Annotated in this window: 21 protein-coding genes, 1 tRNA gene, 1 pseudogene and 1 riboswitch; of the genes and pseudogenes, 12 read left to right on the forward strand and 11 right to left on the reverse strand. The window is 66.8% G+C overall.

Annotation, left to right across the window (positions count from 1 at the left end; translation table 11 throughout):
* Window positions 1-14 precede the first annotated feature (14 nt).
* The 6 genes from IBL25_RS02785 to IBL25_RS02810 all read left to right on the forward strand — a co-directional run bounded on the left by IBL25_RS02785 (window position 15) and on the right by IBL25_RS02810 (window position 6936).
* A complete protein-coding gene (locus tag IBL25_RS02785) occupies window positions 15-1196 on the forward strand; it encodes a histidine kinase dimerization/phosphoacceptor domain -containing protein (RefSeq protein ID WP_187777036.1) in 1182 nt (393 codons plus the stop codon).
* Window positions 1193-1612, forward strand: coding sequence for a response regulator (locus IBL25_RS02790; protein WP_187777037.1), 420 nt, complete (start codon window positions 1193-1195; stop codon window positions 1610-1612). Before IBL25_RS02785 ends, IBL25_RS02790 begins: the two co-directional genes overlap by 4 nt.
* A gap of 184 nt (window positions 1613-1796) precedes the next feature.
* Window positions 1797-2249, forward strand: a complete 453-nt coding sequence (locus IBL25_RS02795) for a (2Fe-2S)-binding protein (RefSeq protein ID WP_187777089.1) — start codon at window positions 1797-1799, stop codon at window positions 2247-2249.
* Window positions 2246-4573: a xanthine dehydrogenase family protein molybdopterin-binding subunit gene (locus IBL25_RS02800; RefSeq protein ID WP_238940171.1), complete on the forward strand. Its 2328-nt coding sequence runs from the start codon at window positions 2246-2248 to the stop codon at window positions 4571-4573. The genes IBL25_RS02795 and IBL25_RS02800 overlap by 4 nt, the downstream gene beginning before the upstream one ends.
* A 7-nt stretch (window positions 4574-4580) precedes the next feature.
* A complete protein-coding gene (locus IBL25_RS02805; RefSeq protein ID WP_187777038.1) occupies window positions 4581-5897 on the forward strand; it encodes a c-type cytochrome in 1317 nt (438 codons plus the stop codon).
* A gap of 67 nt (window positions 5898-5964) precedes the next feature.
* A complete protein-coding gene (locus IBL25_RS02810; protein WP_187777039.1) occupies window positions 5965-6936 on the forward strand; it encodes a pirin family protein in 972 nt (323 codons plus the stop codon).
* Here IBL25_RS02810 and IBL25_RS02815 read toward each other — a convergent pair.
* The 8 genes from IBL25_RS02815 to cyoA all read right to left on the reverse strand — a co-directional run bounded on the left by IBL25_RS02815 (window position 6933) and on the right by cyoA (window position 15916).
* Complete coding sequence (locus IBL25_RS02815; protein ID WP_187777040.1) at window positions 6933-8963, reverse strand: M3 family metallopeptidase; 2031 nt, start codon at window positions 8961-8963, stop codon at window positions 6933-6935. The genes IBL25_RS02810 and IBL25_RS02815 overlap by 4 nt on opposite strands.
* 105 nt (window positions 8964-9068) lie before the next feature.
* The gene (locus IBL25_RS02820; RefSeq protein WP_187777041.1) at window positions 9069-9599 is read right to left on the reverse strand and encodes a response regulator transcription factor; all 531 of its coding nucleotides are present in this window, start codon (window positions 9597-9599) and stop codon (window positions 9069-9071) included.
* Window positions 9589-10926: an ATP-binding protein gene (locus tag IBL25_RS02825; RefSeq protein ID WP_202986655.1), complete on the reverse strand. Its 1338-nt coding sequence runs from the start codon at window positions 10924-10926 to the stop codon at window positions 9589-9591. The genes IBL25_RS02820 and IBL25_RS02825 overlap by 11 nt, the downstream gene beginning before the upstream one ends.
* A gap of 46 nt (window positions 10927-10972) precedes the next feature.
* Window positions 10973-11731, reverse strand: a complete 759-nt coding sequence (locus tag IBL25_RS02830) for an SURF1 family protein (protein WP_187777042.1) — start codon at window positions 11729-11731, stop codon at window positions 10973-10975.
* Between the two features lie 9 nt (window positions 11732-11740).
* A complete protein-coding gene (gene cyoD / locus IBL25_RS02835; protein WP_187777043.1) occupies window positions 11741-12142 on the reverse strand; it encodes a cytochrome o ubiquinol oxidase subunit IV in 402 nt (133 codons plus the stop codon).
* A complete protein-coding gene (gene cyoC, locus IBL25_RS02840; protein ID WP_187777044.1) occupies window positions 12139-12777 on the reverse strand; it encodes a cytochrome o ubiquinol oxidase subunit III in 639 nt (212 codons plus the stop codon). Before cyoC ends, cyoD begins: the two co-directional genes overlap by 4 nt.
* A 4-nt stretch (window positions 12778-12781) precedes the next feature.
* Complete coding sequence (cyoB, locus tag IBL25_RS02845) at window positions 12782-14752, reverse strand: cytochrome o ubiquinol oxidase subunit I (protein ID WP_456315848.1); 1971 nt, start codon at window positions 14750-14752, stop codon at window positions 12782-12784.
* A gap of 108 nt (window positions 14753-14860) precedes the next feature.
* Window positions 14861-15916, reverse strand: coding sequence for a ubiquinol oxidase subunit II (cyoA, locus tag IBL25_RS02850; RefSeq protein WP_187777046.1), 1056 nt, complete (start codon window positions 15914-15916; stop codon window positions 14861-14863).
* Window positions 15917-16089: 173 nt separating this feature from the next.
* Here cyoA and IBL25_RS02855 point away from each other — a divergent pair, with 173 nt between their 5' ends.
* Window positions 16090-17433: an MFS transporter gene (locus IBL25_RS02855; protein ID WP_187777047.1), complete on the forward strand. Its 1344-nt coding sequence runs from the start codon at window positions 16090-16092 to the stop codon at window positions 17431-17433.
* Window positions 17434-17817: 384 nt separating this feature from the next.
* On the opposite strand, the pseudogene metZ reads toward IBL25_RS02855, so the two are convergent.
* A pseudogene (metZ, locus tag IBL25_RS02860) lies at window positions 17818-19005 on the reverse strand (O-succinylhomoserine sulfhydrylase); the annotation flags it as partial.
* Between the two features lie 53 nt (window positions 19006-19058).
* Window positions 19059-19137, reverse strand: a riboswitch (SAM riboswitch).
* 65 nt (window positions 19138-19202) lie between these two features.
* Between metZ and IBL25_RS02865 the strand changes: the two are divergent.
* Window positions 19203-19277: transfer RNA gene (locus IBL25_RS02865), tRNA-Gly, on the forward strand.
* A 16-nt stretch (window positions 19278-19293) separates the two neighbouring features.
* On the opposite strand, the gene thiM is transcribed toward IBL25_RS02865, so the two are convergent.
* Together thiM and IBL25_RS02875 are read right to left on the reverse strand one after the other, a co-directional pair.
* On the reverse strand, window positions 19294-20091 hold the full coding sequence (gene thiM / locus IBL25_RS02870) for a hydroxyethylthiazole kinase (RefSeq protein ID WP_187777049.1): 798 nt from the start codon (window positions 20089-20091) through the stop codon (window positions 19294-19296).
* 531 nt (window positions 20092-20622) lie between these two features.
* Entirely contained in the window at window positions 20623-20994 is a 372-nt protein-coding gene (locus IBL25_RS02875) for a DUF4214 domain-containing protein (RefSeq protein WP_367615536.1), read from the reverse strand.
* Between the two features lie 148 nt (window positions 20995-21142).
* On the opposite strand from IBL25_RS02875, the gene IBL25_RS02880 reads away from it, so the two are divergent.
* The 4 genes from IBL25_RS02880 to IBL25_RS02895 all read left to right on the forward strand — a co-directional run bounded on the left by IBL25_RS02880 (window position 21143) and on the right by IBL25_RS02895 (window position 24489).
* Window positions 21143-21280 (forward strand): hypothetical protein, encoded by a 138-nt coding sequence (locus tag IBL25_RS02880; RefSeq protein ID WP_187777051.1) that lies wholly within the window; start codon window positions 21143-21145, stop codon window positions 21278-21280.
* A 183-nt stretch (window positions 21281-21463) separates the two neighbouring features.
* A complete protein-coding gene (locus IBL25_RS27465) occupies window positions 21464-22111 on the forward strand; it encodes a QcrA and Rieske domain-containing protein (RefSeq protein WP_202986656.1) in 648 nt (215 codons plus the stop codon).
* A gap of 56 nt (window positions 22112-22167) precedes the next feature.
* Complete coding sequence (locus IBL25_RS02890) at window positions 22168-23985, forward strand: methanol/ethanol family PQQ-dependent dehydrogenase (protein WP_187777052.1); 1818 nt, start codon at window positions 22168-22170, stop codon at window positions 23983-23985.
* A gap of 48 nt (window positions 23986-24033) precedes the next feature.
* Window positions 24034-24489: a (2Fe-2S)-binding protein gene (locus tag IBL25_RS02895; RefSeq protein WP_187777053.1), complete on the forward strand. Its 456-nt coding sequence runs from the start codon at window positions 24034-24036 to the stop codon at window positions 24487-24489.
* The last annotated feature ends 1 nt before the right edge of the window (window position 24490 follow it).

The following is a 24490-nucleotide window of genomic DNA, read 5'->3' on the forward strand; positions in this document are numbered from 1 at the left end:
TGAATCGGCTCGAGATGACCATGGAAGCCCCCCCGGCGGCCGCAGCCAGCCTGGACCCCGTGGCCAGCCAGGCCGCTGTCGTGGCGCAGGGCCGGCCGCTGCGCTTCCTGGCCCTGATCGCCGAGGCCGCTGCCCAGCTTCTCGCGGCGGATGATCCTTCGGGCATGGTGGACGACCTTTTCCGCCTGATCCAGACCGAGTTGCGGCTGGATGTCTTCGTCAACTACCGCCTCACCGAAGCTGGCCTGCTGAAGCTGGAGGCCCATGGCGGCCTGACCCCCGCCGAGGTAGAGGCCGTGGCCACACTGGAGCTGGGGCAGGCCATCTGCGGCCGGGTGGCGCAGAACCTGAAGCCCTGCCACGCCGTGGCGGTGCAAAGCTCGAACGATCCCACCGCGACCTTCGTGCGGCAGGTCGGACTGAATGCCTATGCCTGCGCGCCGCTGGTGCAGGGCGACCAGCTGCTGGGGACGCTGAGCTTCGGCCGCCGCTGGGCGGAACGCTTCGAAGAAGATGAACTCAACTTCCTGCACACCATCTGCCACTACGTGGCCCTGGCCAAGCACCGGCTGCGGACGGAGCAGGAGCTTCGCCATGCCCTGGCGGTTCAGGAAGGGCTGTTGCAGGAACTCAACCACCGCGTCCGCAACTCGCTGCAGCTCGTGATCGGCGTGCTGGCGATGGAGGAGAGCGATGTGCCGCCCGAATGCCGCGCGGCCATCGCGGGGACGCGGCAGAGGATCCTGGTCATCGCCTCGGTGCATCAGCGCCTTTATGGAAAGTCACGGCTGAACGGCATCGAGATCGGCGGCCTGTTGCGGGACCTTGCATCCAGCGCCGGCAATGGCCCGGTTCCGGTGGAATGCGAGATCGAGGGCACCTGCGTGCTGCCGGTGGAACGCGCCGTGGCGCTGGCCCTGATCTTCGATGACCTGCTGCGCGCCCGGCTGGCCGCCCAGCCCGAGGGCGACCTGTCGCCGGTCCGCTGCGCGCTGGAGCAAGTGCCGAGCAACCGTCTGCGCCTCTGGCTGGAAGGCAGTGCGCCGGCCGGCACCGCCGGGCCCCCCGCCCAGGCCGCGGGGCGGGTGCTGCGGGCGCTGATCCACCAGCTGCGGGCGAGGCTGACGGGGCATCCGGCCCGGGACGCCCGCTGCCTCCTGGAGCTTTCCGTCGGCGAGCGGCTGGATACTGCGTGACCACGGGCTCGGAACGGGCCCTGCGCATCCTCGTGGTGGAGGATGAGGCGATCGTGGCCATGCTGATCGGTGACATCATCGAAGGCATGGGGCATGCCGTGGCCGGCGTCGCGGACACGGCGCCGGAGGCCATCTGGCTGGCCGGCAGCGAGCATCCGGACCTCGCGCTCTGCGACATCAAGCTGCTGGGGGGCGACAGCGGCCTGGACGTCGCGGCGGCCTTGCGCCCGCTGGGTATCCCCTGTGTCTTCGTCAGCGGCAATTGCCCTGGTCCGGAAGCTGGGCAAGGCATCGCCATCGGCTGCGTCCTGAAGCCCTTCCGCCCTGGCACGGTGGAGGAGGCTATTCGCCTTGCGACCCGCGTGAAGGCTGGGGAGGCGCCCGGCCGTGTCCCTGTGGGCATGACCCTCTACTAAGGCACCGCTGCTCAGCGGCGGCAGAAGCGGCGGTTGCGCTCCTACACTCAGTTGTGCGCCGCACCGCGGCAGCCGAAGCTCTCTTTCTTTCATTGAACTAAAACAAGGTCCGCCTGCGGCAGGGCCCGTGTCGGCTGCCGCCTGGCAGCCGCTCCGCGCCGCGCTGGCTGAATATGAGGTGGTCATGATCTCTCTCGCGGTGAACGGCTCCAACCACGAGGTCGATGTCCCACCGGACATGCCGCTGCTGTGGGTCCTGCGCGATGTCATTGGCCTGATGGGCACGAAGTTCGGCTGCGGCATCGCTCAATGCGGCGCCTGCACCGTGCATCTGGATGGCAAGCCAGTCCGCTCCTGCATCCTGCCGGTGAGCTCCGTGGGCAGCCGCCAGGTGACGACGGTGGAAGCCGTGGGGCAGAACCCGGCCGGCAAGAAGATCCAGGAAGCCTGGATCGACCTCGATGTGCCGCAATGCGGCTATTGCCAGTCCGGGCAGATCATGTCCGCGGCGGCCCTGCTGGAGCGTGTGCCGGAGCCCAGCGACGCCGATATCGATTCCGCCATGTCAGGCAATATCTGCCGCTGCGGCACCTATCCGCGCATCCGCGCCGCCATCAAGCAGGCATCGCAGGCATGACCGCCGCCGGCAAGGAGATGGCGCCGGTGCTGACGGGCCCGTCCTATGGCCGGGTGGAAGCCGGCACGATGCCACGGCGTGGCCTGCTGGGCACCGGCCTCGTGCTGGCCTTCGCGGCGCTCGGCCGCAGGAAGGCGCATGCGGCGGGCGAGCAGCCCGGGCTGCGATCCCTGCAGAACGAGGCGGGCGGCGGCAAGACCGGCGATGCCTTCCAGGGCTTCGCGCCCGGTGGCTTCATCCGCATCGCGCCCGATGGCGGCGTGACGCTGATCATGCCGAATGCCGAGATGGGGCAGGGCATCTACACCGCCGAGGCCACGCTGCTGGCGGAGGAGCTGGAGGTTGGGCTGGACCAGGTGAAGCTGGAGGCCGCGCCGCCCAACGAGGACCTTTACAAGCAGCCGCTGCTGCAATCGCAATCCACCGGCGGTTCCACCTCGGTGCGCGGCGCCTGGGTGCCGCTGCGGCAGGCCGGCGCCGCCGCCCGCACCATGCTGGTCGGCGCCGCCGCCGCCCGCTGGGGTGTGCCGGCCGCCGAATGCACGGCCCAGCGTGGCGCGGTCACGCATGGCCCCAGCGGCCGCAGCCTGAGCTATGGCGAATTGGTGGAAGACGCCGGGCGCCAGCCGGTGCCGCAGGACGTGCCGCTGAAGGACCCGGCGCAGTGGCAGATCATCGGCAAGCCGGTCAAGCGCCTGGACACGCCCGGCAAGACGGATGGCAGCGCCGTATTCGGCATCGATATCCGCCTGCCCGACATGAAGGTGGCGGCGGTCTCCGCCTGCCCGGTCTTCGGCGGCAAGCTGCGCGGGCTCGACGAGGCCGCGGCCCGCGCCACGCCGGGCGTGCGCGACATCATCCGCATCGAGGATGCCGTGGCGGTGGTGGGTGACCATTACTGGGCCGCGGCACAGGGCCTGCGCGCCCTGCGGATCGATTGGGACAATGGCCCGAATGCCAAGGTTTCCAGCAGCGAGGTGATCGGCAGGCTGCGGGAGGCCTATGGCAAGCGGCCCGCCGTGCAAGCGCGGCACGATGGCGATGTCGATGGTGCCATGGCCCGCGCCGCCAAGCGCGTGGAAGCGGCCTACGAACTGCCCTTCCTGGCGCATGCCACGATGGAGCCGATCAACACCACCATCCATGTCCGCCCCGATGGCTGCGACATCTGGGTGGGCACGCAGGTCCCCACCGTGGCGCAGAGCATCGCGGCGAAGGTGCTGGGCCTGCCGCCGGAGAAGGTGGCGATCCATAACCAGCTGATCGGCGGTGGCTTCGGGCGGCGGCTGGTGGCGGATTCCATCGGGCAGGCCGCCGCCATCGCCAAGCAGGTCAGCTACCCGCTGAAGATCGTCTGGAGCCGCGAGGAGGACATCCAGCACGACTTCTACCGGCCTGCCTATTACGACCGCATCTCCGCCGGCCTGGGGCCGGACGGGCTGCCGGTCGCCTGGGTGGACCATGTCACCGGCGGCTCGGTGATGGGGCATTACTTCCCGGGTGGATTGCCGGAAGGCAAGCTGGACGCGGATGCCGTGGAAGGTGCCCAGCAGCCGCCCTACGACCTTCCCGCCGTGCATGTGGACTGGACGCGGGAGGACCCGCCGGTGCCCATCACCTGGTGGCGCGGCGTCGGGCCGACCCACAATGTCTATGTGGTCGAGTCCTTCATGGACGAGCTGGCCCATGCCGCCGGCCGCGACCCCGTCGATTACCGCCGCGCGCTGCTGGGGAAGCTGCCGCGCGCCCGCGCGGTGCTGGACCTCGCCGCCGAGAAATCCGGCTGGGGCACGCCGCTTCCGGCCGGATGCGGGCGTGGGGTGTCGCTGCATGACAGCTTCGGCAGCTACCTGGCGGTGGTGGTGGAAGTCGCTGTCTCCGACCTGGGCGAGGTCAAGCTGAGGCGCGTGGTGGCGGCGGTGGACTGCGGCCAGACCATCAACCCCGATACCGTCGCGGCGCAGATCGAGGGCGGGCTCGTCTTCGGCCTCTCCGCCGCGCTCTACAGCGACATCACCTTCGAGGGCGGCCGTGTGCAGCAAAGCAACTTCAACGACTACCGCATGATGCGCATGAACGAGACGCCGCCTCTCGAGGTCCACCAGATCCGCAACAGCGAGAACCCTGGTGGCATCGGCGAGAACGGCACCGTCTCGGCCGCGCCGGCCCTGGCCAACGCGGTCTTCGCGGCCACCGGCAAGCGCCTGCGCCGTTACCCGATCGACCGGCGGGAACTGATCCGCACCGAAACCAGCACGCGTACCTCGTCCCTCTCGCCGGGGCAGGGCCGCGACGTCGCCGCGCTCGCGCCGGCCGGGCGGTAGAGCGCCGATGCGCCGCTTAGGTTTGGCCATCCTGGCTGTGGTCGTTGTCGTGGCTGTCGGTGCCGCGGCTTTCTTCTTCTGGCCGGCGCGGCTGGAGGATGTCAGTGAGGCACGGTCCCGCATGCCGCCGGGTGAGGCCACGATCCGCCGGGGCGAATACATTGCCCGCGCGGCGGATTGCGAGGCCTGCCACACGCTGGGCAATGGCACGCGCTACGCGGGTGGCCTGCCGTTCCACCTGCCCTTCGGCACCATCTATGCCACCAACATCACGCCGGACAAGGAGACCGGCATCGGCGAGTGGAGCGACGCGGAATTCGTGCGCGCCCTGCACCACGGCGTCAGCCGCGATGGACGGAATCTTTATCCGGCCTTCCCCTATACCGCTTATGCCATGATGAGCACCGAGGATGCCTTGGCGCTGAAGGATTATCTCTTCAGCCTGCCGCCAGCGAAGTCGGTGACGCCCGCCGCGGACCTCAGCTTCCCCTTCAACCAGCGTTACGCGATGCGCGCCTGGAACCTGCTGTTCAAGCCGACCCCTGGCTTCAGGACGGACCCGCAACAATCGGAGGAATGGAACCGCGGCGCCTATCTGGTTGAAGGGCTGGGCCATTGCGGTGAATGCCACACGCCGCGCAACCCGCTCTACGCGTTGGATGGCGGCAAGAAGTTCGCTGGCGCCGTCACGGCCGGCTGGAAGGCCTATAACCTGACCTCGAACAAGGAATTCGGCATCGGCGGCTGGTCGGACCAGCAGATTGCCGACTACCTGTCCAAGGGCCATGCCGAGGGACGTGGCGCCGCTTCCGGCAGCATGGCGGAGGCCGTGGAATACAGCCTGCGCTACCTGACGCCGGAAGACATCCGCGCCATGGTCACCTACCTGCGCGGCATTCCGCCTCAGCGCAGCGAAGGTGACGCTTCGGTGAACCTGGACCCGCCGGCGGTGCGCGCGCCCAATGCCTTCACCCCCTTGCCGGAGCAGGTGAAGGAAGCGTCGCTGGGCCTGACACTCTTTCAGGGCGCCTGCGCGAGCTGCCATGCCTGGAATGGCGAGGGTTTGCAGCATCCGCATGCGGCATTGGTCGGCAGCCAGTCCGTCAATGACCCGAAGGGCACGAATGTGTTGCAGGTCATCCTGCATGGCAGCCACATGAAGACCAACGAAGGCGATGTCTTCATGCCCTCCTTCAGCCACGCCTATCTGGATACCGAGATCGCCGCCCTGGCCAACTACGTCATCGGTCATTTCGGCGGCAAGCAATCCGCCATCACCGCCGCCGATGTGGCGGCGGCGCGCAAGGCCAGCGCCACGCCGTAACATCGGCCTCGTCTTCGTCACGGGTTTGGGGGCATGATGCCCGCCACCTGTGGCGAGGAGTGGCGGCATGAGCGTGGAACAGGACCCTGGCGATGCCTTGTCCGGCATGCCGGAATGCCTGGGGCAGGTGATCATCCCCCGGGCGCATGACATCGGTGGCTTCGAGGTGCGGCGTGCCCTGCCGGCCAAGGAGCGGCAGATGGTCGGGCCCTTTATCTTCTTTGACCAGATGGGGCCGGGCGAGTTCCTTTCCGGCAAGGGCCTTGACGTGCGGCCGCATCCGCATATCGGCCTTTCCACCGTCACCTATCTCTTTGATGGCGCCATCCAGCACCGGGACAGCCTGGGCTCCGACCAGCCCATCGTGCCGGGGGACGTGAACTGGATGACCGCCGGGCGCGGCATCACCCATTCCGAGCGCACGGGTGCGGCGCTGCGCGCCAGCGGCAGCAAGCTCTTCGGCATACAATCCTGGGTGGCGCTGCCGAAGCATGCGGAGGACACCGCGCCGGGCTTCGCCCACCACGCCGCCGCCGCCTTGCCGGTGCTGGAGGATGGCGGCGTCAGGCTGCGGCTGATCGCGGGCGAGGGGTGGGGCATTCATTCGCCTGTCGCGACATCATCGGTGCTGTTCTATGCGGATGCCGCCCTGGCGCCCGGTGCGCAGCTGCCATTGCCGGACCACCACGAGGAACGTGCCGTCTATGTGCTGGATGGCACCGTGGAGATCGCGGGGCAGCCTTTCGAGCCCGGCCGGATGCTGGTCTTCCGGGCCGGGGACCGGCTCGCCATCAAGGCCGGCGTCAAAGGGGCGCGGGTCCTGCTGCTGGGCGGCGCGGCCATGGATGGGCCGCGCTACCTCTTCTGGAACTTCGTCTCCTCTTCCCGCGAGCGGATCGAGCAGGCGAAGGCCGACTGGAAGGCCGGCCGTTTCGCCACTGTGCCGGGGGACGACAAGGAGTTCATCCCGCTGCCGGAGGAACGCATCCGCGTTCGTGCCGGCGTGCAATCCCCCGCGGCAGGCTCGCCGACCAGCTAGGCTGCCGCTTGCAGGCCGCGGTTGCGGAGAAGGGCCTTGGTGCTCGGCTCCCGGCCGCGGAACTCGACGTAAAGCTGCATCGGGTCCCTGGTGTCGCCGGCGCTGAGCAGCCGCCGCAGCCGCGCGGCCGTGGCGGGATCGAAGGCATTGCCGGTTTCCTCGAAGGCCTCGAAGCCATCGGCATCCAGCACTTCCGACCAGAGGTAGGAGTAGTAGCCCGCCGCATAGCCGCCGCCGGCGAAAAGATGCTGGAAATGCGCGGGACGGTGGCGGATGCCGATTTCGGCCGGCATGCCGATGCTGGCCAGGAACTCGCGCTCGAAGGTGTCGATCTCGATGCTTTCCGGCGCCGGATGGCTATGCAGCGCCATGTCGATCAGCGCTGAGGACACGTATTCCACCGTGGCGAAGCCCTGGTTGAAGGTCTGTGCCGCCCGTAGCCGCTCGATCAGCGCATCCGGCAGTGGGGCGCCCGTCTCGTGGTGCAGGGCGTATTGGCGCAGGGTCTCTGGCAATGCCACCCAATGCTCGTAGATTTGCGAAGGCAGTTCCACGAAGTCCCGCCGCACCGAGGTGCCGGATTGCGCGGGGTAGCGGACCTGGCTCAGCAGCCCGTGCAGGGCGTGGCCGAATTCATGGAACAGCGTCTCGGCATCGTCGAAGCTCAGCAGCGTCGGCTTTGCCTTGGCGAAGTTGTTGTTGTTGACGATGATCGGCGTGACCGGAGCGTCCAGGTTCTCCTGGTCGCGGTAGCTGCTCATCCAGGCGCCGGAACGCTTGTCGGCGCGCGCATAGGGGTCCGCCAGGAAGACGCCGACGGTGCCCTTCTCGTCCCGCACCTCATAAGCCTGCACATCGGGATGATAGGTCGGGATATCCTCCCGCCGCAGGAATTCGAGGCCGAAGAGCCGGCCGGCAGTGTCGAAGGCCGCGCGCTGGATGTTCTCGAACTCGAAGAAGGATTTCAGTTCTGCTTCGTCCAGCGCGTAATCGGCGAGGCGCACTTTCTCGCTGTAGTAGCGCCAATCCCACGGGGCCAGGGCATCGTTGAAGCCCTCGGTGCGCGCCAGCTCCAGCCGCCGCCCGCGCTCGGCGGCGGCGCGGCGCTTGGCAGGCTCCCAGACTTCCGCCAGCAGGCCCTGGGCGGCTTCCACCGAGCCGGCCATGCTGTCGGCCAGCCGGAAGGTGGCGAAGTCGGGGTAGCCCAGCAGCCGCGCGCGCTCGTCACGCAATGCCAGGATCTCCGGGATCAGCGGGCGGTTGTCATGGGCGCCGGGATGGGTACCGCGCGCGACCCAGGCCTCATAGGCGACCCGGCGAAGGTCCCGGCGGGCCGAGAAGGTCAGGAAGGGCTCGATCAGGGAGCGGGAGAGGGTGATGGCGTAGCCGGTGATGCCACGTTCCACCGCCGCCTGGGCCGCGCCGGCGCGCAGGAAATCCGGCAGCCCGTCGAGGTCGGCCTCGGTCAGCGGCAGGTGCCAGGCCTTTTCGTCATGCAGCACATTCTGGCCGAAGGCGGTGTGCAGCACGGCCAGGCGCTCCGAGATCTCGCTCATCCGCGCCTTCTCGGCCGGCGCCAGGGCCGCGCCGCTGCGGATGAAGCCGAGATGCGTGCGGTCCAGCAGCCGCAACTGGTCCTCCTCCAGCCCCAGCCTATCCCGCTGCGCGTGCAGCGCGGCGACACGGGCGAAGAGCGACGGGTCCAGCGCCACCTTCATGCCGTGCTGGGCGAGCTGCGGCGAAAGCTCCCGGTCCAGTTCCTCCAGCGCCTCGCCACCCAGGCTGGCGGTGAGGTTGCCGAAGACATTGCCGATCCGCTCCAGCGCCCGGCCGCTGCGTTGCAGGGCCTCAATCGTATTGGCGAAGGTGGGGGCCGCCGGGTCGGTGCCGATGGCGGCGATCTCGGCCAGATGCTCCTCCATGGCCGCCGCGAAGGCCGGCGGGAAGTGCTCTGGCCGGATGCTGTCGAAGGGCGGCATCCCGAAGGGGCCGGTCCAGGGGGCGAGGAGGGGGTTGCTCGTGGTCATCCCCTGATCCGGGCAGAAGCTCCAGGCTCGGTCAAGAGCCAGCGGCGCCATGGAGGGCTGCCCGCCACCGATGTCACTGCTGCGTGAAGCGCGCCGCCCGCGGCGTCAGGTCACCTGCCGCTTGCTCAGCTTTCGCGCCAGCGTGCGGCGGTGCATGCCCAGGCGGCGTGCGGCCTCGGAGATATTGAAGCCGGTATCCGCCAGGGTCTGGTGGATATGCTCCCATTCCAGGGTCTTGATGGAGGTCGGGCGCTCCGTCACCGGCACTTCGGCATCGGCCTCGGCATGGAAGGCGGCCTCGATGTCGTCGGTATTGGAAGGCTTGGCCAGGTAGTGGCAGGCGCCCAGCTTGATGGCCTCCACCGCCGTGGCGATGCTGGCGAAGCCGGTGAGCACCACGATCAGCATGGCCGGGTCATGCGCATGCAGCGCCTGCACGCAGGCGAGGCCCGAAGCCCCCGCCAGCTTCAGGTCCACCACGGCATATTGCGGCGTGTCGTGCTTCAGCAGCTCCAGCATTTCCTCCAGCCCTGGCGCGGCCAGGACGCGGTAACCCCGCCGCTCGAAGGAGCGCTTGAGGGTGCGGGAGAAGCTGGCATCGTCCTCGACGATCAGCAGCAGGCGCTCAGGCGGCATGGTCGGCGCTTCCTTCGATCGCCAGGGCAGCGAGGGGCAGGGTCAGCGTCACCGTCGCCCCGCCCCCCGCCCGGTTGGAGGCGGTGACGGTGCCGCCCAGTTTCCGCACCACGTTCACGACCAGGAACAGCCCCAGCCCGCCGCCCGTGCGGCCCTTGCTGGAGCGGTAGGGCTTGCCGAACTCATCCAGCATGTCCGGCGCGAAGCCGGGGCCGTTGTCGCTGACCTCCAGAACCATATTGGCCTCCTGCCTGTAGGCCGAGAGGCGGATGGGGAGCCCGCTGCTTTCATAGGCATTGTCCAGCACGTTGAAGAGCACCTGCTTCAGCGCCCGGTCCGCGATGATCTCCAGGTTCCGATCCAGGCTGCTGTCCCAGGTCAAGGTGGCGGCGGGGCGGGTGATGCGCCAGTCCTCCACCAGCTCCCGCAGGAAGGTATTGGCCAGGGTGAGCGTCGGCGCTTCCCCGCGTGCCTCGCCGGCCGAGAGCAGGATGCCGCTCACGATCGCCTTGCAGCGTTCCACCGCCACCTGCATCTCGTCGATCTCCTGCAGCAGGTCGGGCATGGAGCGGAGTGCTTCCATACGGCGCCAGTCGCCCAGGATCACGGAGACGGTGGAGAGCGGCGTACCCAGCTCATGCGCGGCGCCGGAGGCTAGCAGGCCCATCCGGACGATATGGTCGGCCTCCGCCGCCTGCTGGCGCATATGGGCGAGATTGGCGTCCCGCGCCCGCAGATTGCCGTTGATCCGCGTGACAAAGACCACCAGCAGCGCGGCATCCAGGATGAAGCAGACCAGCAGGCCTTGCAGGTGCAGCCGGAACAGGTCGTCCGCGAGGTGGGAGGGCAGTTCCAGCGGCCGGTAATGCAGGGTCAGGCCCAGCACGCAGGCGCTGGTGATGCCCACCAGCGCCCAGGCGCGGCGCACATCCAGCAGCACCGCCGCCAGCGTCACCTGCAACAGGTAGAGCGAGATGAAGGGATTGGTGGGCCCGCCGCTGAGGTAGAGCTGCACCGTCAGCGCCGCCACATCGAAGGTCAACGCCAGGAAGAGCGCGGAGCTGCTGACCTCCGCCCGCCCCCGCAGCCACAGGTGGCTGACGAGGTTCAGCAGCACCAGCACAACCAGCACCAGCGCCATGGTGCCGAGCGGCAGGGTGATGCCGAAGCCGAGATGCACGATGCTGATGGTCAGCAACTGCCCGAAGACGGCCAGCCAGCGGAGCTGGATCAGTTGCAGCATGTTCTTGCGGCCGGCCGCGTCGCCCGCCCCGGCGGCTGGACCCTCCAGGGAGGAGGCCGTCGGGCGAAGGGTGACAGAACTCATCGTGCTTTCTCCGTGGGCGGACCGGACCGGCACGGATGCCGGGGGCTCAGCCTGGGTGCCGCCTCGCCCGCCATTCCTCCCGCGCCACATAGGCGGCAGCGCCAGCGAGCATCAGGGCCAGAGCATACCATGTCAGCGCATAGACCAAATGGCTGTTGGGGAAGGAGACCACGGTCAGGCCCCCCACCGGCAGCCCGCCGGGATTGGGCGTGGCATCGGCGTCGACAAAGAAGGGCGCGACGTCCGTCAGCTCCCGGGCGACGGCGATGGCCTCGACATCCCGCGAATGCCACCGGTCAGCCGCTGGGTCATTGCTGCGCAGGAAGCCGCCCTTTGGCTCCGTCACGCGCAGCAGGCCGGTGACGGTGACCTCGCCCGGCCGCTCGGCCGCCGCGCGGCTGGCACGATCCCGCCGGCCCGCCGGCACGAAGCCACGGTTGACCAGCAGGGTACCGTCCCGCATCCGCAGCGGCGTCATCACCCAGAAGCCGGCACCGAGGGCGGTCGCCGCCTGAGTCAGCGTTTCCTGGTCGTAGAGGAAGGTGCCTGTGGCCTGGACGCGGCGGTATTCATCGGCCGCGGCGGTGACCCGGGGCCAGTCGGCGCGCGGGGGAAGGGGGGCCGGTGGGGCGTGGATGCGGGCATCCACGCGCGCGATCAGGTCGAGCTTCCAGGCGCGGCGCTCGACCTGCCAGGTGCCCAGCGCCACCAGGCCGATGATGCCCAGCAGCGCCAGGAGCCCCAGCAGCGCGAGCGCCACCGGGGAGCGGCGCCGTGCCGCGCCGCTGGTATCAGAGGCTGGCACGGCGGGGGGTCACGGCATGCTCCGCATGTCGTGCGGCATGGGCATCATGTTGGTGTTCATGTGGTACATGACCCAGAGAGAGCCAGCCAGGGTGATCACCACGATCACCAGGGTGAAGATCAGCGCCAGCATGGTCCATCCGCCTTCCGAGCGGCTGTTCATGTGCAGGAAGTACACCATGTGCACCACGATCTGCACCACGGCGAAGCCCATGACAACGAAGGCCGTCACGCGCGTATCCGCGATGACATCGCCCATCACCAGCCAGAAGGGAATGGCGGTGAGAATGACGGAGAGCAGGAAGCCCGCGACATAGCCCTTGAAGGAGCCGTGGCCGGCTTCCTCGCCATGGCCGTGGACAGCGCCGTGGCCATGCACGTCGCCGCTGTGCGGTGCCGGTTGCGCGCTCATTGAAGCACCCCGATCAGATAGACGAAGGAGAAGACGCCGATCCAGATGACGTCCAGGAAGTGCCAGAAGAGGCTGAGGCACATCAGGCGCCGCTTGTTCTCCGCCACCAGGCCTCGCTGCGCCACCTGCACCATCAGCACCACCAGCCAGATGATGCCAAAGGTGACGTGCAGCCCGTGCGTGCCCACCAGCGTGAAGAAGGAGGACAGGAAGGCGCTGCGCTGCGGCACCGCGCCCTCGTGGATCAGGTGGGAGAATTCGTAGAGCTCGATACCCAGGAAGGCGAGGCCGAAGAGGCCCGTGACGCCCAGCCAGAAGAGCGTGGCGGCCTTGCGGTTCCGCTCCATCAGCAACATGGCGAAGCCATAGGTGATGGAGGAGAAGAGCAGCATCGAGGTGTTCAGCGCCACCAGCGACAGGTCGAACAGATGCGCCGGACCGGGCCCGGCCGCGTAGTTGCGGCCGAGCACGCCGTAGGTCGCGAAGAGCACGGCGAAGATGAGGCAATCGCTCATCAGGTAGATCCAGAAGCCGAGCATGGTGCCGGCCCCCGAATGCACGTGCTCGTGTTCCTCCGTGTTGTAGAAGGTCACCGCCCCGGCCGGGGCGGGGCTATGGGCATGCGCGTTCGCCATGTCCTTACTCCCCCGCCAGCATCCGGGTGCGGGCACCCTCCGCGCGCGCCACATCCTCGGCCGGGATGTAGAACTCGCGGTCGTAGTTGAAGGTATGCACGATGGACACAACCAGGATCGCCAGGAAGGCCAAGGCGGCGAGCCACCACATGTACCAGATCATGCCGACGGCGAAGGCCACCGAGAGCGCCGAAAGGATGACACCCGTGCCGGTGTTCTTCGGCATGTGGATCGGCCGGAAGCCGCTCACCGGGCGCTCGGAACCGCGCTTCTTCATGTCCCACCAGGCGTCGAGGTCATGCACCACCGGCGTGAAGGCGAAGTTGTAGTCCGGCGGTGGGGAGGAGGTGGCCCATTCCAGGGTACGGCCGCCCCAGGGGTCGCCGGTCCAGTCCCGCAGCTGGTCACGCTTGAAGTAGCTGACCACCAGCTGGATCAGGAAGGAAGCAATGCCGATGGCGATCAGCACCGCGCCAATAGCGGCGATGATGAACCAGATCTGCAGCGATGGGTCGTCGAAGTGGTTGACGCGGCGCGTCACGCCCATCAGCCCTAGCACGTAGAGCGGCATGAAGGCGACCCAGAAGCCGATCAGCCAGAACCAGAAGGACATCTTGCCCCAGAAGGGATCGAGCTTGTAGCCGAAGGCCTTCGGGTACCAGTAGGTGATGCCGGCCAGCAGGCCGAAGACCACGCCGCCGATGATCACGTTGTGGAAGTGCGCGATCAGGAACAGCGAGTTGTGCAGCTGGAAGTCCGCCGGCGGCACCGCCAGCAGCACGCCCGTCATGCCACCGATCACGAAGGTGACCATGAAGCCAACGGTCCACATCATCGGCAGCTCGAAGCGGATGCGGCCGCGATACATGGTGAAGAGCCAGTTGAAGATCTTCGCGCCGGTCGGGATCGAGATCACCATGGTGGTGATGCCGAAGAAGGAATTGACGCTGGCGCCGGAGCCCATGGTGAAGAAGTGGTGCAGCCAGACCAGGTAGGACAGGATGGTGATCACGACGGTCGCATAGACCATCGAGGTATAGCCGAAGAGGCGCTTGGAGCAGTAGGTGGACACGACCTCGGAGAAGATGCCGAAGGCGGGCAGGATCAGGATGTAGACTTCCGGGTGGCCCCAGATCCAGATGAGGTTGACATACATCATCGGGTTGCCGCCGAAGTCGCTGGTGAAGAAGTTCGTCCCCACGTAGCGGTCCAGCGAGAGCAGCACGAGCACGGCCGTCAGCACCGGGAAGGCAGCCACGATCAGCACGTTGGTGCAGAGCGAGGTCCAGGTGAAGACCGGCATCTTCATCATGCTCATGCCCGGCGCGCGCATCTTCACGATGGTCGCGATCAGGTTGATGCCTGATAGCAACGTGCCCACGCCCGCGACCTGCAAGGCCCAGATGTAGTAGTCCACGCCCACGCCCGGACTGGCCTCTATGCCGGAGAGCGGCGGATAGGCCAGCCAGCCGGTCTGCGCGAACTCACCCACGAACAACGACATCATGACGATGACGGCGCCCGCGGTCGTCATCCAGAAGGAGAAGTTGTTCAGGAAGGGGAAGGCCACGTCGCGCGCGCCGATCTGCAGCGGCACCACGAAGTTCATCAGCCCTGTCACCAGCGGCATGGCGAAGAAGAAGATCATGATCACGCCATGGGCGGTGAAGATCTGATCGTAATGGTGCGGGGGCAGGTAGCCCTCCGACCCGCCAAAGGCGATGGCCTGCTGGGCGCGCATCATGATGGCGTCGGAGAAGCCGCGCAGCAGCATCACCAGCGACAGGATGACATACATGATGCCGATGCGCTTGTGGTCCACGGTGGTGAACCATTCACGCCAGAGATAGGCCCAGAGCCGGTATTTCGTGATCGCCGCAACCAGCGCGAGGCCGCCCAGGGCGACCACGGCGAAGGTGACGACCAGGATCGGCTCGTGCAGCGGCAGGGAGTTCAGCGACAGGCGGCCGAACAAGAACGACGTTGAGTCCGGGGAAGGTGGCATGGGTCTAATCAGTCATTCCGTTGGTCATGGCCACGGGCAGCACAGGCGCCCCTGCCGTGGCAGGCAGGGGCGACAGGTTCAGTTGATGGCGCTGGACTGCGCCGGCTGGCCGGTGCCACGGGCATCGGCGAAGGTACAGAAGGCGGCGACGTAGCGCTGCGGCCTGCCGGAAGGCGTGGGCTCGGGGCTGGTCAGCACGTTCACGGTGCCGGCCATGCCGAGGCCGCCGCGCATGTCGATGCCCATCATCTGGTCCATGCACATGCGGGAGGCGTCGACGCAGCGGTTGACGACGGCGTTGAACAGGTCCGGCGCGAAGCTGGCGAAGTGGCGCACCGGCTCCTTATGGCTGGGCTTCTCCAGCTCAAGGTACTCGGCGCGGCCGAGCTGCGCGGTGTTGTTCGCCTTGGCATCGGCCACCCAGCGGTTGAAGTCATCCGTGCTCAGGCCATGCACCTTGAAGTGCATGTCGGAGAAGCCGCCGCCGCTGTAGTTGGCGGAAAGCCCATGATAGACGCCGGGCTTGTTGATGACGGCGTGCAGCTGGGTCTGCATGCCCGGCATGGCGTAGATCATGCCCGCCATGGCCGGCACCGAGAAGGCATTCATGACGGTGGAGGCGGTGATGTTGAACTTCACCGGCACATCCACAGGCAGCGCCAGCTCGTTGATCGAGGCGACGCCCTGCTCGGGATAGAGGAAGAGCCACTTCCAATCCAGCGCCACGACATCGACCTGCAGCGGCTTCACGTCCGCGGGCAGCGGGCGCTCGGCATCCAGGCGCGCGATGGGGCGATAAGGGTCCAGCAGGTGGGTGCCCACCCAGGTCAGCCCGCCCAGCGCCACGATGATGCAGAGCGGCGCGGACCAGATGATGACCTCCAGCCGGGTGGAATGATTCCATTCGGGGTCGTAGGTCGCGCTGGTATTGGACTGGCGGTAGCGCCAGGCGAAGAACAAGGTCAGCAGGATCACCGGAACGATAATGATCAGCATCAACACCGTGGACCAGACAATCAGGTCACGCTGCTGCGCCGCCACATCACCGGACGGATTCATGATGACCAGGTTGCACCCCGACAGCAGGAGTGCCAGCGGCCCCAGGGCCAGGAGACGCAGGATCTTGGAAGCCATACCCATCACTCAGGAAACCATGATGCTCGCGGGCCACTTAGGCTCCTGGCAGCCTGGCCGGGAGTGGACGTTTTGTCCTATCGGCATGCGCGCTGCCGCAGGGCACATGCGTGGCAATCATGGCCGGGTGACGGCCGGCGGAACCCCGCCGGACCGAGATGAGGATCGAGTGGATGAGCGCAAGTTCCGCGCGTGGCAAGCCGAGTTCGACAGGGCTGGAAAACGACGCCCGGCGCGCCAACGAGAGTGCCGATAGCCATCACGTCTCGCCGGGCGATATCGCCCTGGGCGTCATCATCGGGCGCATGTCGGAATTCTTCGACTTCTTTGTTTATGCGCTGGCCTCGGTGCTGGTCTTCCCGAAGCTGTTCTTCCCGGATTTCAGCCCGCTGCAGGCGACGGTTCTGTCCTTCGCCATCTTCCCGCTGGCCTTCATCGGCCGGCCGCTGGGCACGCTGATCTTCACTGCCATCGACCGTGAGCACGGCCGCGGCACCAAGATGACCATGGCGCTGTTCCTGCTGGGCGGCGCCACGGCGGCCATCAGCTTCCTGCCGGGCACCGAGAGGATCGGCTATTGGGCGGTGCTGCTGCTCGCCACCTTCCGCTTCCTGCAGGGCGTGGCCCTGGGCGGCGCTTCCGAGGGTCTCGCCTCGCTGCTGGCGCTGAACGCTCCGCACAACCGCCGTGGCTGGTATGCGATGATGCCGCAGCTCGGCGCGCCTTTGGGCTTCCTGCTGGCGGCCGGCCTGTTCCTCTTCCTGCTCACCACGCTGCCGCAGCAGGACTTCCATGAGTGGGGCTGGCGCTATCCCTTCTTCGTGGCCTTCGCGGTGAACGTGGTCGCGCTCTTCGCCCGCCTCCGCCTGGTGGCCACCAGCGAATTCGCGACGCTGCTGGAACGGCTGGAGCTGCGCCCCGCCTATATCACGGACCTGGTGCGGTCCGAGGGTCAGAACGTGGTGGTCGGCGCCTTCGTGCCGCTGGCCAGCTTCGCGCTGTTCCACCTTGTCACTGTCTTCCCACTGGCCTGGGTGGTGCTGAATTCCGAGCGCATTGGCGCCGGCATGCTGCGGACCCAGATGGTGGGCGCCGTGGTGCTCTTCGTCATGGTGATCCTCTCCGGCCGCATCGCCGATGCCATCGGCCGTGCCCGGGTGCTGCGGATCGGCGCGGTGCTGATCGGCCTCTTCTCCTTCGGCGCGCCCTTCATCCTCGGCGCGGGGTCCGTGGGGGAGACGGTCTATATCATCCTGGGCTTCGGCCTGCTGGGCCTGTCCTTTGGCCAGACAAGCGGCGCGCTGGCCTCCAGCTTCTCCCGGCAGTTCCGCTACACGGGCTCGGCCCTGACGGCGGATATCGCCTGGCTGATCGGCGCCGGCTTTGCGCCGCTGGTGGCGCTTGGCCTCTCCAGCTACATCGGCCTCTTCTCGGTGGGCGGCTATCTGCTCTCCGGCGCCATCTGCACCGTGGTGGCACTGCGGCGCGGCCGCACGCTCGAGATGCGGGACCACTGACAGCAAAGGCCCGCCCTGGAAGGGGCGGGCCTTTTCGCTTCAGCCGCCGGAGCAGCGGCTTCACCTTTGCTTGAAAAAAGGGGAGGGGCAGTTCCCCTCCCGCCCTGGTCAGGCCTTGCGGCGGCGCTTGGTGGCGGGCGCGGCCTCGGTAGCCGGCTCCGCGGCGCGAGGCTCGTGGAACAGCCCTTCGACAGCCTCGGCGAAAAGATCGGGCTCTTCCGGCTTGGCGACGCGGGCGGCAGGCTCCGGCGTTGTGGCGGCGGCCTTACGCTTGCCGCGCGGCTTGGTTTCGCCGGCAGGCTCGGGCTGCGACGGCGGCGCGCTGGCCTGCTCCACCACCATCTTTGCGGCCGACTGCGGGCGCGGCGCCGCATGGCCGAAAGCGGCATCCAGCGCCGTCGAGATATCCTCGATCAGGTCCGCCACATCCTCCAGGCCCACGGAAAGCCGGACCGAGCCCTCGGTGATGCCGAGTCGCGCCCGTTCTTCCGGCGCCACCTTGCTATGGGTGGTGGTGGCGGGGTGGGTGATCAGGCTCTTGGCATCGCCCAGGTTGTTGGAGATGTCGATGATCCGCAGCGCATCCAGGAAGCGGAAGGCCGCTTCCTTGCCGCCCTCGATATCGAAGGTCACCAGCGTGCCGCCGGCCGCCATCTGCTGCTTCGCCAGGTCGTATTGCGGGTGGCTGGCCAGGAAGGGGTAGCAGACGCGGGAAACCTCGGCCCGCTCCTCCAGCATCTGGGCGATGGCGGCGGCGGAGCGGCACATGGCCGGCACGCGCAGGTGCAGCGTCTCCATGCCCTTCAGGATGGTCCAGGCATTGAAGGCCGACATCGCCGGGCCGGTATTGCGGGTAAAGGGCTGCAACACCTCCTCGATCCACTTCTTGTTCCCCAGTACGGCGCCGCCCAGCACGCGGCCCTGGCCGTCGAAATGCTTGGTGAGGGAGTAGACCACCACATCGGCGCCGAACTTCAGCGGGCGCTGCAGCAGCGGCGTGGCGAAGACATTGTCCACCACCACAATGGCGCCGGCCTCATGCGCCATGTCGCTGACGGCGCGCAGATCCACCATCTCCAGCATCGGGTTGGAGGGGGTCTCCAGCAGCACCAGCTGGCAGGGGCGCTTGAAGGCGGTGCGCCATTGCGCCAGGTCCGCGCCATCCACGAACTCGGTCTGGATGCCGTAGCGCGGCAGCAGGGTCGAAACGATCCAGTGGCAGGAGCCGAAGAGCGCGCGGGAGGCCACCACCCGGTCCCCCGCCTTCAAATGCGCCAGCATGGCGGCGGAGACGGCGGCCATGCCCGTGGCCGTGACGCGGCAGGCCTCAGCCCCTTCGAGGGCGGCAAGGCGCTGCTCCAGCATCGCGATGGTGGGATTGCCGAAGCGGGAATACTGCCAGTGCTCGACCTCTCCGGTGAAGGTCTGCTCGGCCTGCTTCGCGCTGTCATAGACGAAGCCGGAGGTGAGGTAGAGCGCCTCCGAGGTCTCGTCCTGGTTGCTGCGCATGAGCCCGCCGCGGACAAGCAGGGTGGCGGGGCGAAGCGGACGGTCTGGAGTGGGCTTGGCCATCTGGCGGCAACTCTCGGGCTATGCAACCCGGCCCGGTCGGGCAGGAACGCGCAGGTGTCCCCGCCACGGCCGTTTAGCGCGGTTCTTTTAGCTCGCCGCAAGCTGGCCGGACAAATCGCGAGCACCCCTTCTCAGGGGCGAGGCGACCTTACGCCCGGCTTGCCCCCCGCACAAGGGCAGGCTAAGAGTGTTCCAACGCGGGCGTAGTTCAGAGGTAGAACGTCAGCTTCCCAAGCTGAATGTCGTGGGTTCAATTCCCATCGCCCGCTCCAAGATTTCGCGCGGCCTTCAGGCGGCCGAGACGCGGGCCTGCCGGGCCAGAGCGGCATCCCCCAGGGTATAGAGACTATCCAGCAGCGCCACCTGGAAGCTGCCGGGGGCGGTCGCCCGTTGGGCCGCTTCCTCCGCCGCCACCCCCAGCACCGCCAGCCCGGCCGTGGCCGCCGCCATGCCATCCAGCCCCGCACCCAGAAAGGCGCCGATCAAAGCCGTGGCGGTGCAGCCAGTGCCGGTGATGCGCGTCAGCAGCGGATGGCCGTTGGCGATGGCCAGCATGCCCGTCCCATCCGTCACGTAATCGGTGGCGCCCGTCACCGCGACCACGCTGCCGGACCGGCGGGCGAGGCGCCGCGCCGCTTCCCTGGCCGCTTCGGCACGGTGCGCGCTGTCCACGCCCTTGCCGCCCGCCACCTCTCCGGCCAATGCCAGGATCTCCGAGGCATTGCCCCGTATCACGCTCGGGCCCCGCTCCAGAAGACTATGCGCGGTGCCCAGCCGGAAGGCCGTGGCGCCTACCGCCACGGGATCGAGAATCCAGGGGATGCCAGCCTCGATGGCAGCTTCCGTGGCCACATGCATGGAGGCGCGCTGCGGAGCCGTCAGCGTGCCCAGGTTCACCACCAGCGCTGCGGCCTTTGGGGTGAACTCCCCCACCTCTTCCTCCGCCAGAACCATGGCAGGGGAGGCGCCGATGGCTAGCAGCGCGTTTGCGGTGATATTCGCCACCACCTGATTGGTGATGTTATGCACCAGCGGCGCCGCTGCCCGCAGGCGCGACAGTGCGGAGGAAAGATCGGGTGAGGTCATCCTGGCCGTCTCGCTGCTCGTCGGCTGAGGCATAGCCGCTCGCCTGCATCATCGGAAGGTGACGAGCTGCGCTCTGGCGTCTGGTCTAGAAAGGTGCGATCAGTAAATTCAATTTAGGTATAATAATATTTAAAGATTCATATAATATTACGTTGCGCTATTCGCTGTAGGAAAATTCCAATTCTGTAATAATTGACGTCATTTATTGATTATCACGGGTGGTGGATGTTGTGAATTTAAGCCATCGAACCTCTAACCTGTTCCAGACTAGAAGGTGTCTGCTCGTCGTCAGTTGACCGCGCTCATGTGGGGCATGGCGCCAGCCGCCCTACCTGCGCTGTGAAGGACCCAAAAGCCGGGATGGAGTACCTGCGCCGCAACTCGAAAACACGCCGATGTCGCAAAGTCACCAGCGATAGAGCCGCAAGGCGATGATGCGGCCACCGCAGCCACTACCCCTGTAACGCACGCCTGGGGCCGACAGAATGTGCCAGCCCCAAGCCATGCTCTTGCGGGCGATACTGCCTTGTCTCAGGCGAAGGCGATCCCGTAGTGGCTGGGATCTTCGTTCATGACGTTCGCTACAGTGAGAGCAACGTGTTCCGCACTTTCCGAGAAGCCCAGAACGGTACTGGCTCGTGTCATCGTGCCACTATCGAGCCAGCCCACCCAGGTAGCCTTACCGGAACGGTCAGACGCGCGATGAAGTGCGTTGTTATACAGCAGCTCGACGAAGTCGGTTGTTGAGGTGTCGGCTCCATAACGAGCCTTGAACTCGTCACTCGCCATAAATCCGTCCATCATGTTGGCTTGGCTCTGTGTGCCGGTGTCCAAGCCGGTACGCCAGTTGGTCAGCCCTTGTGCGTCGGGCAGGCGTCCTAGAACTGTATCATGTGGATCCACAGGTGAAGAGGCATCAGGGATGCGGCGCCCACTCTCCAGGGCAGCAACAAGGCTCTGACTTCAACCTTTTAGTTCGATTTCGCAATCGAATCTAAGACTGAGCGGCCATTTGCTTTTAAACAAGGCGGCCGGGCCGGAGGCGACTCTGATGGATGCTGCCATCTCCGGCGAGCGACGCAGAGACGGCTACGAACAGGGGCTACAGCCTGGCCCGATCGCTCATGGATGCCGCGAGCTGTTCGGGCAGAAAATGAGACATATCGTTATAGATAAGAAACAAAAATGAGAAGGCTAGAATTGAAGACTCCTTCTTGTAGTAGAGCCTTCGCGAAGATGTCCTCTCTGGCGAATTTCTGGCTTCACCAGAAGATGATAAACGGTCAGTCAACTGCCCGTCTTAGCTTCACGGCAGAAGGAAAAACGAAACGTCCCACGAGCCTCTTCCAATAAGCATCTGGGAGGAAGTGAAGTGCATTCATCTCGGGACCCGGGCCGATGCTGCACGTGTGGAGGAACCACGCCGCTGGCCGAGGAGGAGCCGGCCGCGGCAAGTTACTCCAGTAAAAGGCGGGGTCTTCTCTCTGGATCTGCCGGGCTGATCATCGCCGGGCTGCACGGAAGGGCGGTTGCGCAGGAGCAGTCGCCCGCCGCCCGGGCCCGGCCCGAAAAGGGCGACAGGCTGGTCTTCGTCGCCGGGCCGAAGGCGGGGCAGCCGGTTCAGGCCGACGACATCAAGCAAGGCAATCCGCAGGTGCTGGCCTGGGCGATGGAGCCTAAGAGTGGTGTCATCCGAAATGCGTCACGCCTCAACCAGGTTCTCCTGTTGCGGCTCCAGCCTTCGGAACTCCAGGAAGAAACCCGGGAACGCTCGGCAGATGGCGTGATGGCCTATTCGGCCATCTGCACCCATGCGCAATGCGCGGTGACGGAGTGGCGGCAGGAGAAGGGCGTACTGCACTGCCCTTGCCATGCCTCGGAGTTTGATCCCTTCGCAGCCGGCAAGGTGGTCGGCGGTCCGGCGCTGCGGCCTCTGCCGACCTTGCCGCTCAGCCTGGAGGGCGGGCTTCTGGTTGTTGCCGGCCGGTTCACGGGCCGGGTCGGCTCGTCACAAAGCTGAAATCCGCCGGATTCCTCAACAAGAAGCTTAACAGGCGTGGATTGGGAGGAAGAGAAATGACTGGAAAGCAGTTCAGGACGGCGTTGCTCAGCGCGGTTACCAGCATCACGCTCTCCGCGGGTGCATGGGCACAACAGTCTCAGGGCGGCGCCACGCCGGTCACGCCGGTGCCCGCGCCTTCGGAGCGTGTCGGCGCGCAGCAGGCACGGCCGGCGCGGCAGTATACCTCCGTGACCGACCAGCGCCTGCAGTCGCCCGAGCCGCGCAACTGGCTGATGTACCGCCGGACCTATGATGGCCAGGGCTTCAGCCCGCTGGACCAGATCAACGCAGGCAACGTGCAGGACCTGGTGCCGGTCTGGACTTACTCGACCGGGGTGCTGGAAGGGCACCAGTCGCCGCCGATCGTCAATGACGGCATCATGTTCATCACCACGCCGCAGGCGCAGGTGGTGGCCCTGGATGCCAAGACCGGCGACCAGATCTGGAACTACAAGCGGCAACTGCCGGAAGACCTGACGCAGCTTCATCCGACCAACCGCGGTGTCGCGCTCTATGGCGACCGTGTCTATGTCGCGACGGTGGATGCCTATCTCGTGGCCCTGGACGCGAAGACCGGCACGGAGATCTGGGCCAAGAAGGTAGAGGACTACCAGAAGGGCCACTACATGACGCTGGCGCCGCTCGTCGCGCGGGGCAAGATCATGGTCGGTGGCTCCGGCGGTGAGTTCGGCGTGCGCGGCTTCATTGCCGCCTATGATGCCGGAAGCGGGGAGGAGGCATGGCGCACCTATACCGTGCCCGGCCCGGGCGAGGCCGGCCATGACACCTGGCAGAGCGGCTGGGAGACCGGCGGGGCCTCCGTCTGGCTCACGGGGCACTACGACCCGCAGCTGAACCTCGCCTACTGGGGCACCGGCAATGCGGCGCCCTGGATGGGCGATGCGAGACCCGGGGACAATCTCCACACCAGCTCCGTCGTCGCCCTGAACCCCGATGACGGCAAGATCCGTGCGCACCACCAGTATCATTGGAACGACAGCTGGGACTGGGATGAGGTCAGCGCCCCGATCCTGATGGATGTGGAACGTGGAGGGCGCACCGTTCCCGCGCTCGTGCACCCCGCGCGCAACGGCTACCTCTGGACCCTGGAGCGGGGCGCGGACCGCATCGGCTTCCTGTCCGGCGTACCCTTCGTGCAGCAGGATGTCTTCGCGGGGCTGGACCCTCAGACGGGGCGGCCGGTCTATAATCAGGCGCGCAAGCCGCGCCTGGAGCAGCGCGTGGAATTCTGTCCCTCGCTTTGGGGCGGCAAGGACTGGCCGCCGGCGGCCTATAGCCCGCAGACGCGCCTCGTCTACATCCCCGCCAATGAAAATCTCTGCGGCTCCCTCAGCGGTCACCGCATGGACTATGTGCCGGGGCAGCTCTTCCTGGGAGCAGGCATCGAGGACATCGGCATGTCCTTGCGCCCCAATGCGCCCCATATCGGCGAGCTTCAGGCCTGGGACCTGTCGACGAACCGCAAGGTCTGGTCGCATCCTTTCCCAGATTCGCAGCTCTGGGGGCCGGTCCTCGCGACAGGCGGTGGCCTGGTCTTCACGGGTGGCACCAATGACCGGATGTTCCGCGCCTTCGATGCGAAGACGGGGCAGCAGCTCTGGCAGATCCGCACCAATTCGGGCGTCACGGGCGTGCCGACCTCCTTCGAGGTGGATGGAACCCAGTACATCGCCGTTCAGTCCGGCTGGGGCGTCGACGCGCAGCGCATGCAGGAGAAGCTCTTCGAGATCGACCCCGTGCGCTTCCGCCGGGATGTGCCGCAGGGCGGTGTCGTCTGGGTTTTCGCCCTGAAGCAGCGAGCCCAGCAGTAGGGCCGGCCTTCCCGTCAACGGCAAGCAGACCAGAAGGAATTCGCAACCATGGTCACGCTTCACATTAATGGCGAGAGCCGATCTTATGACGGCGATCCCGCCATGCCTCTCTTGTGGTATCTGCGCGATATCCTGGCCCTGACGGGAACCAAGTTCGGCTGCGGCCAGGCGGTCTGTGGCGCCTGCACCGTGCATGTGAATGGCGAGGCCACGCGATCCTGTCAGACCGCGATGGGCGACCTGGAAGGGGGATCGGTGCTCACCATCGAGGGTCTCAGCCCCGATGGGAGCCATCCCTTGCAGCGCGCCTGGCGTGTCATGGGGGTGCCGCAATGCGGCTACTGCCAGACAGGGCAGATCATGCAGGCCGCCGCATTGCTGAAGACCACGCCCAGCCCGACGGACGAGGACATCGACAGCGCGATGTCCGGCAACATCTGCCGTTGTGGCACCTATCAGCGCATCCGGGCAGCCATCAAGGCGGCTGCCCAGGGGCAGGTGTGAC

Source organism: Pseudoroseomonas ludipueritiae, assembly GCF_014490445.1.
GTDB classification, from domain to species: Bacteria; Pseudomonadota; Alphaproteobacteria; order Acetobacterales; family Acetobacteraceae; genus Pseudoroseomonas; species Pseudoroseomonas ludipueritiae.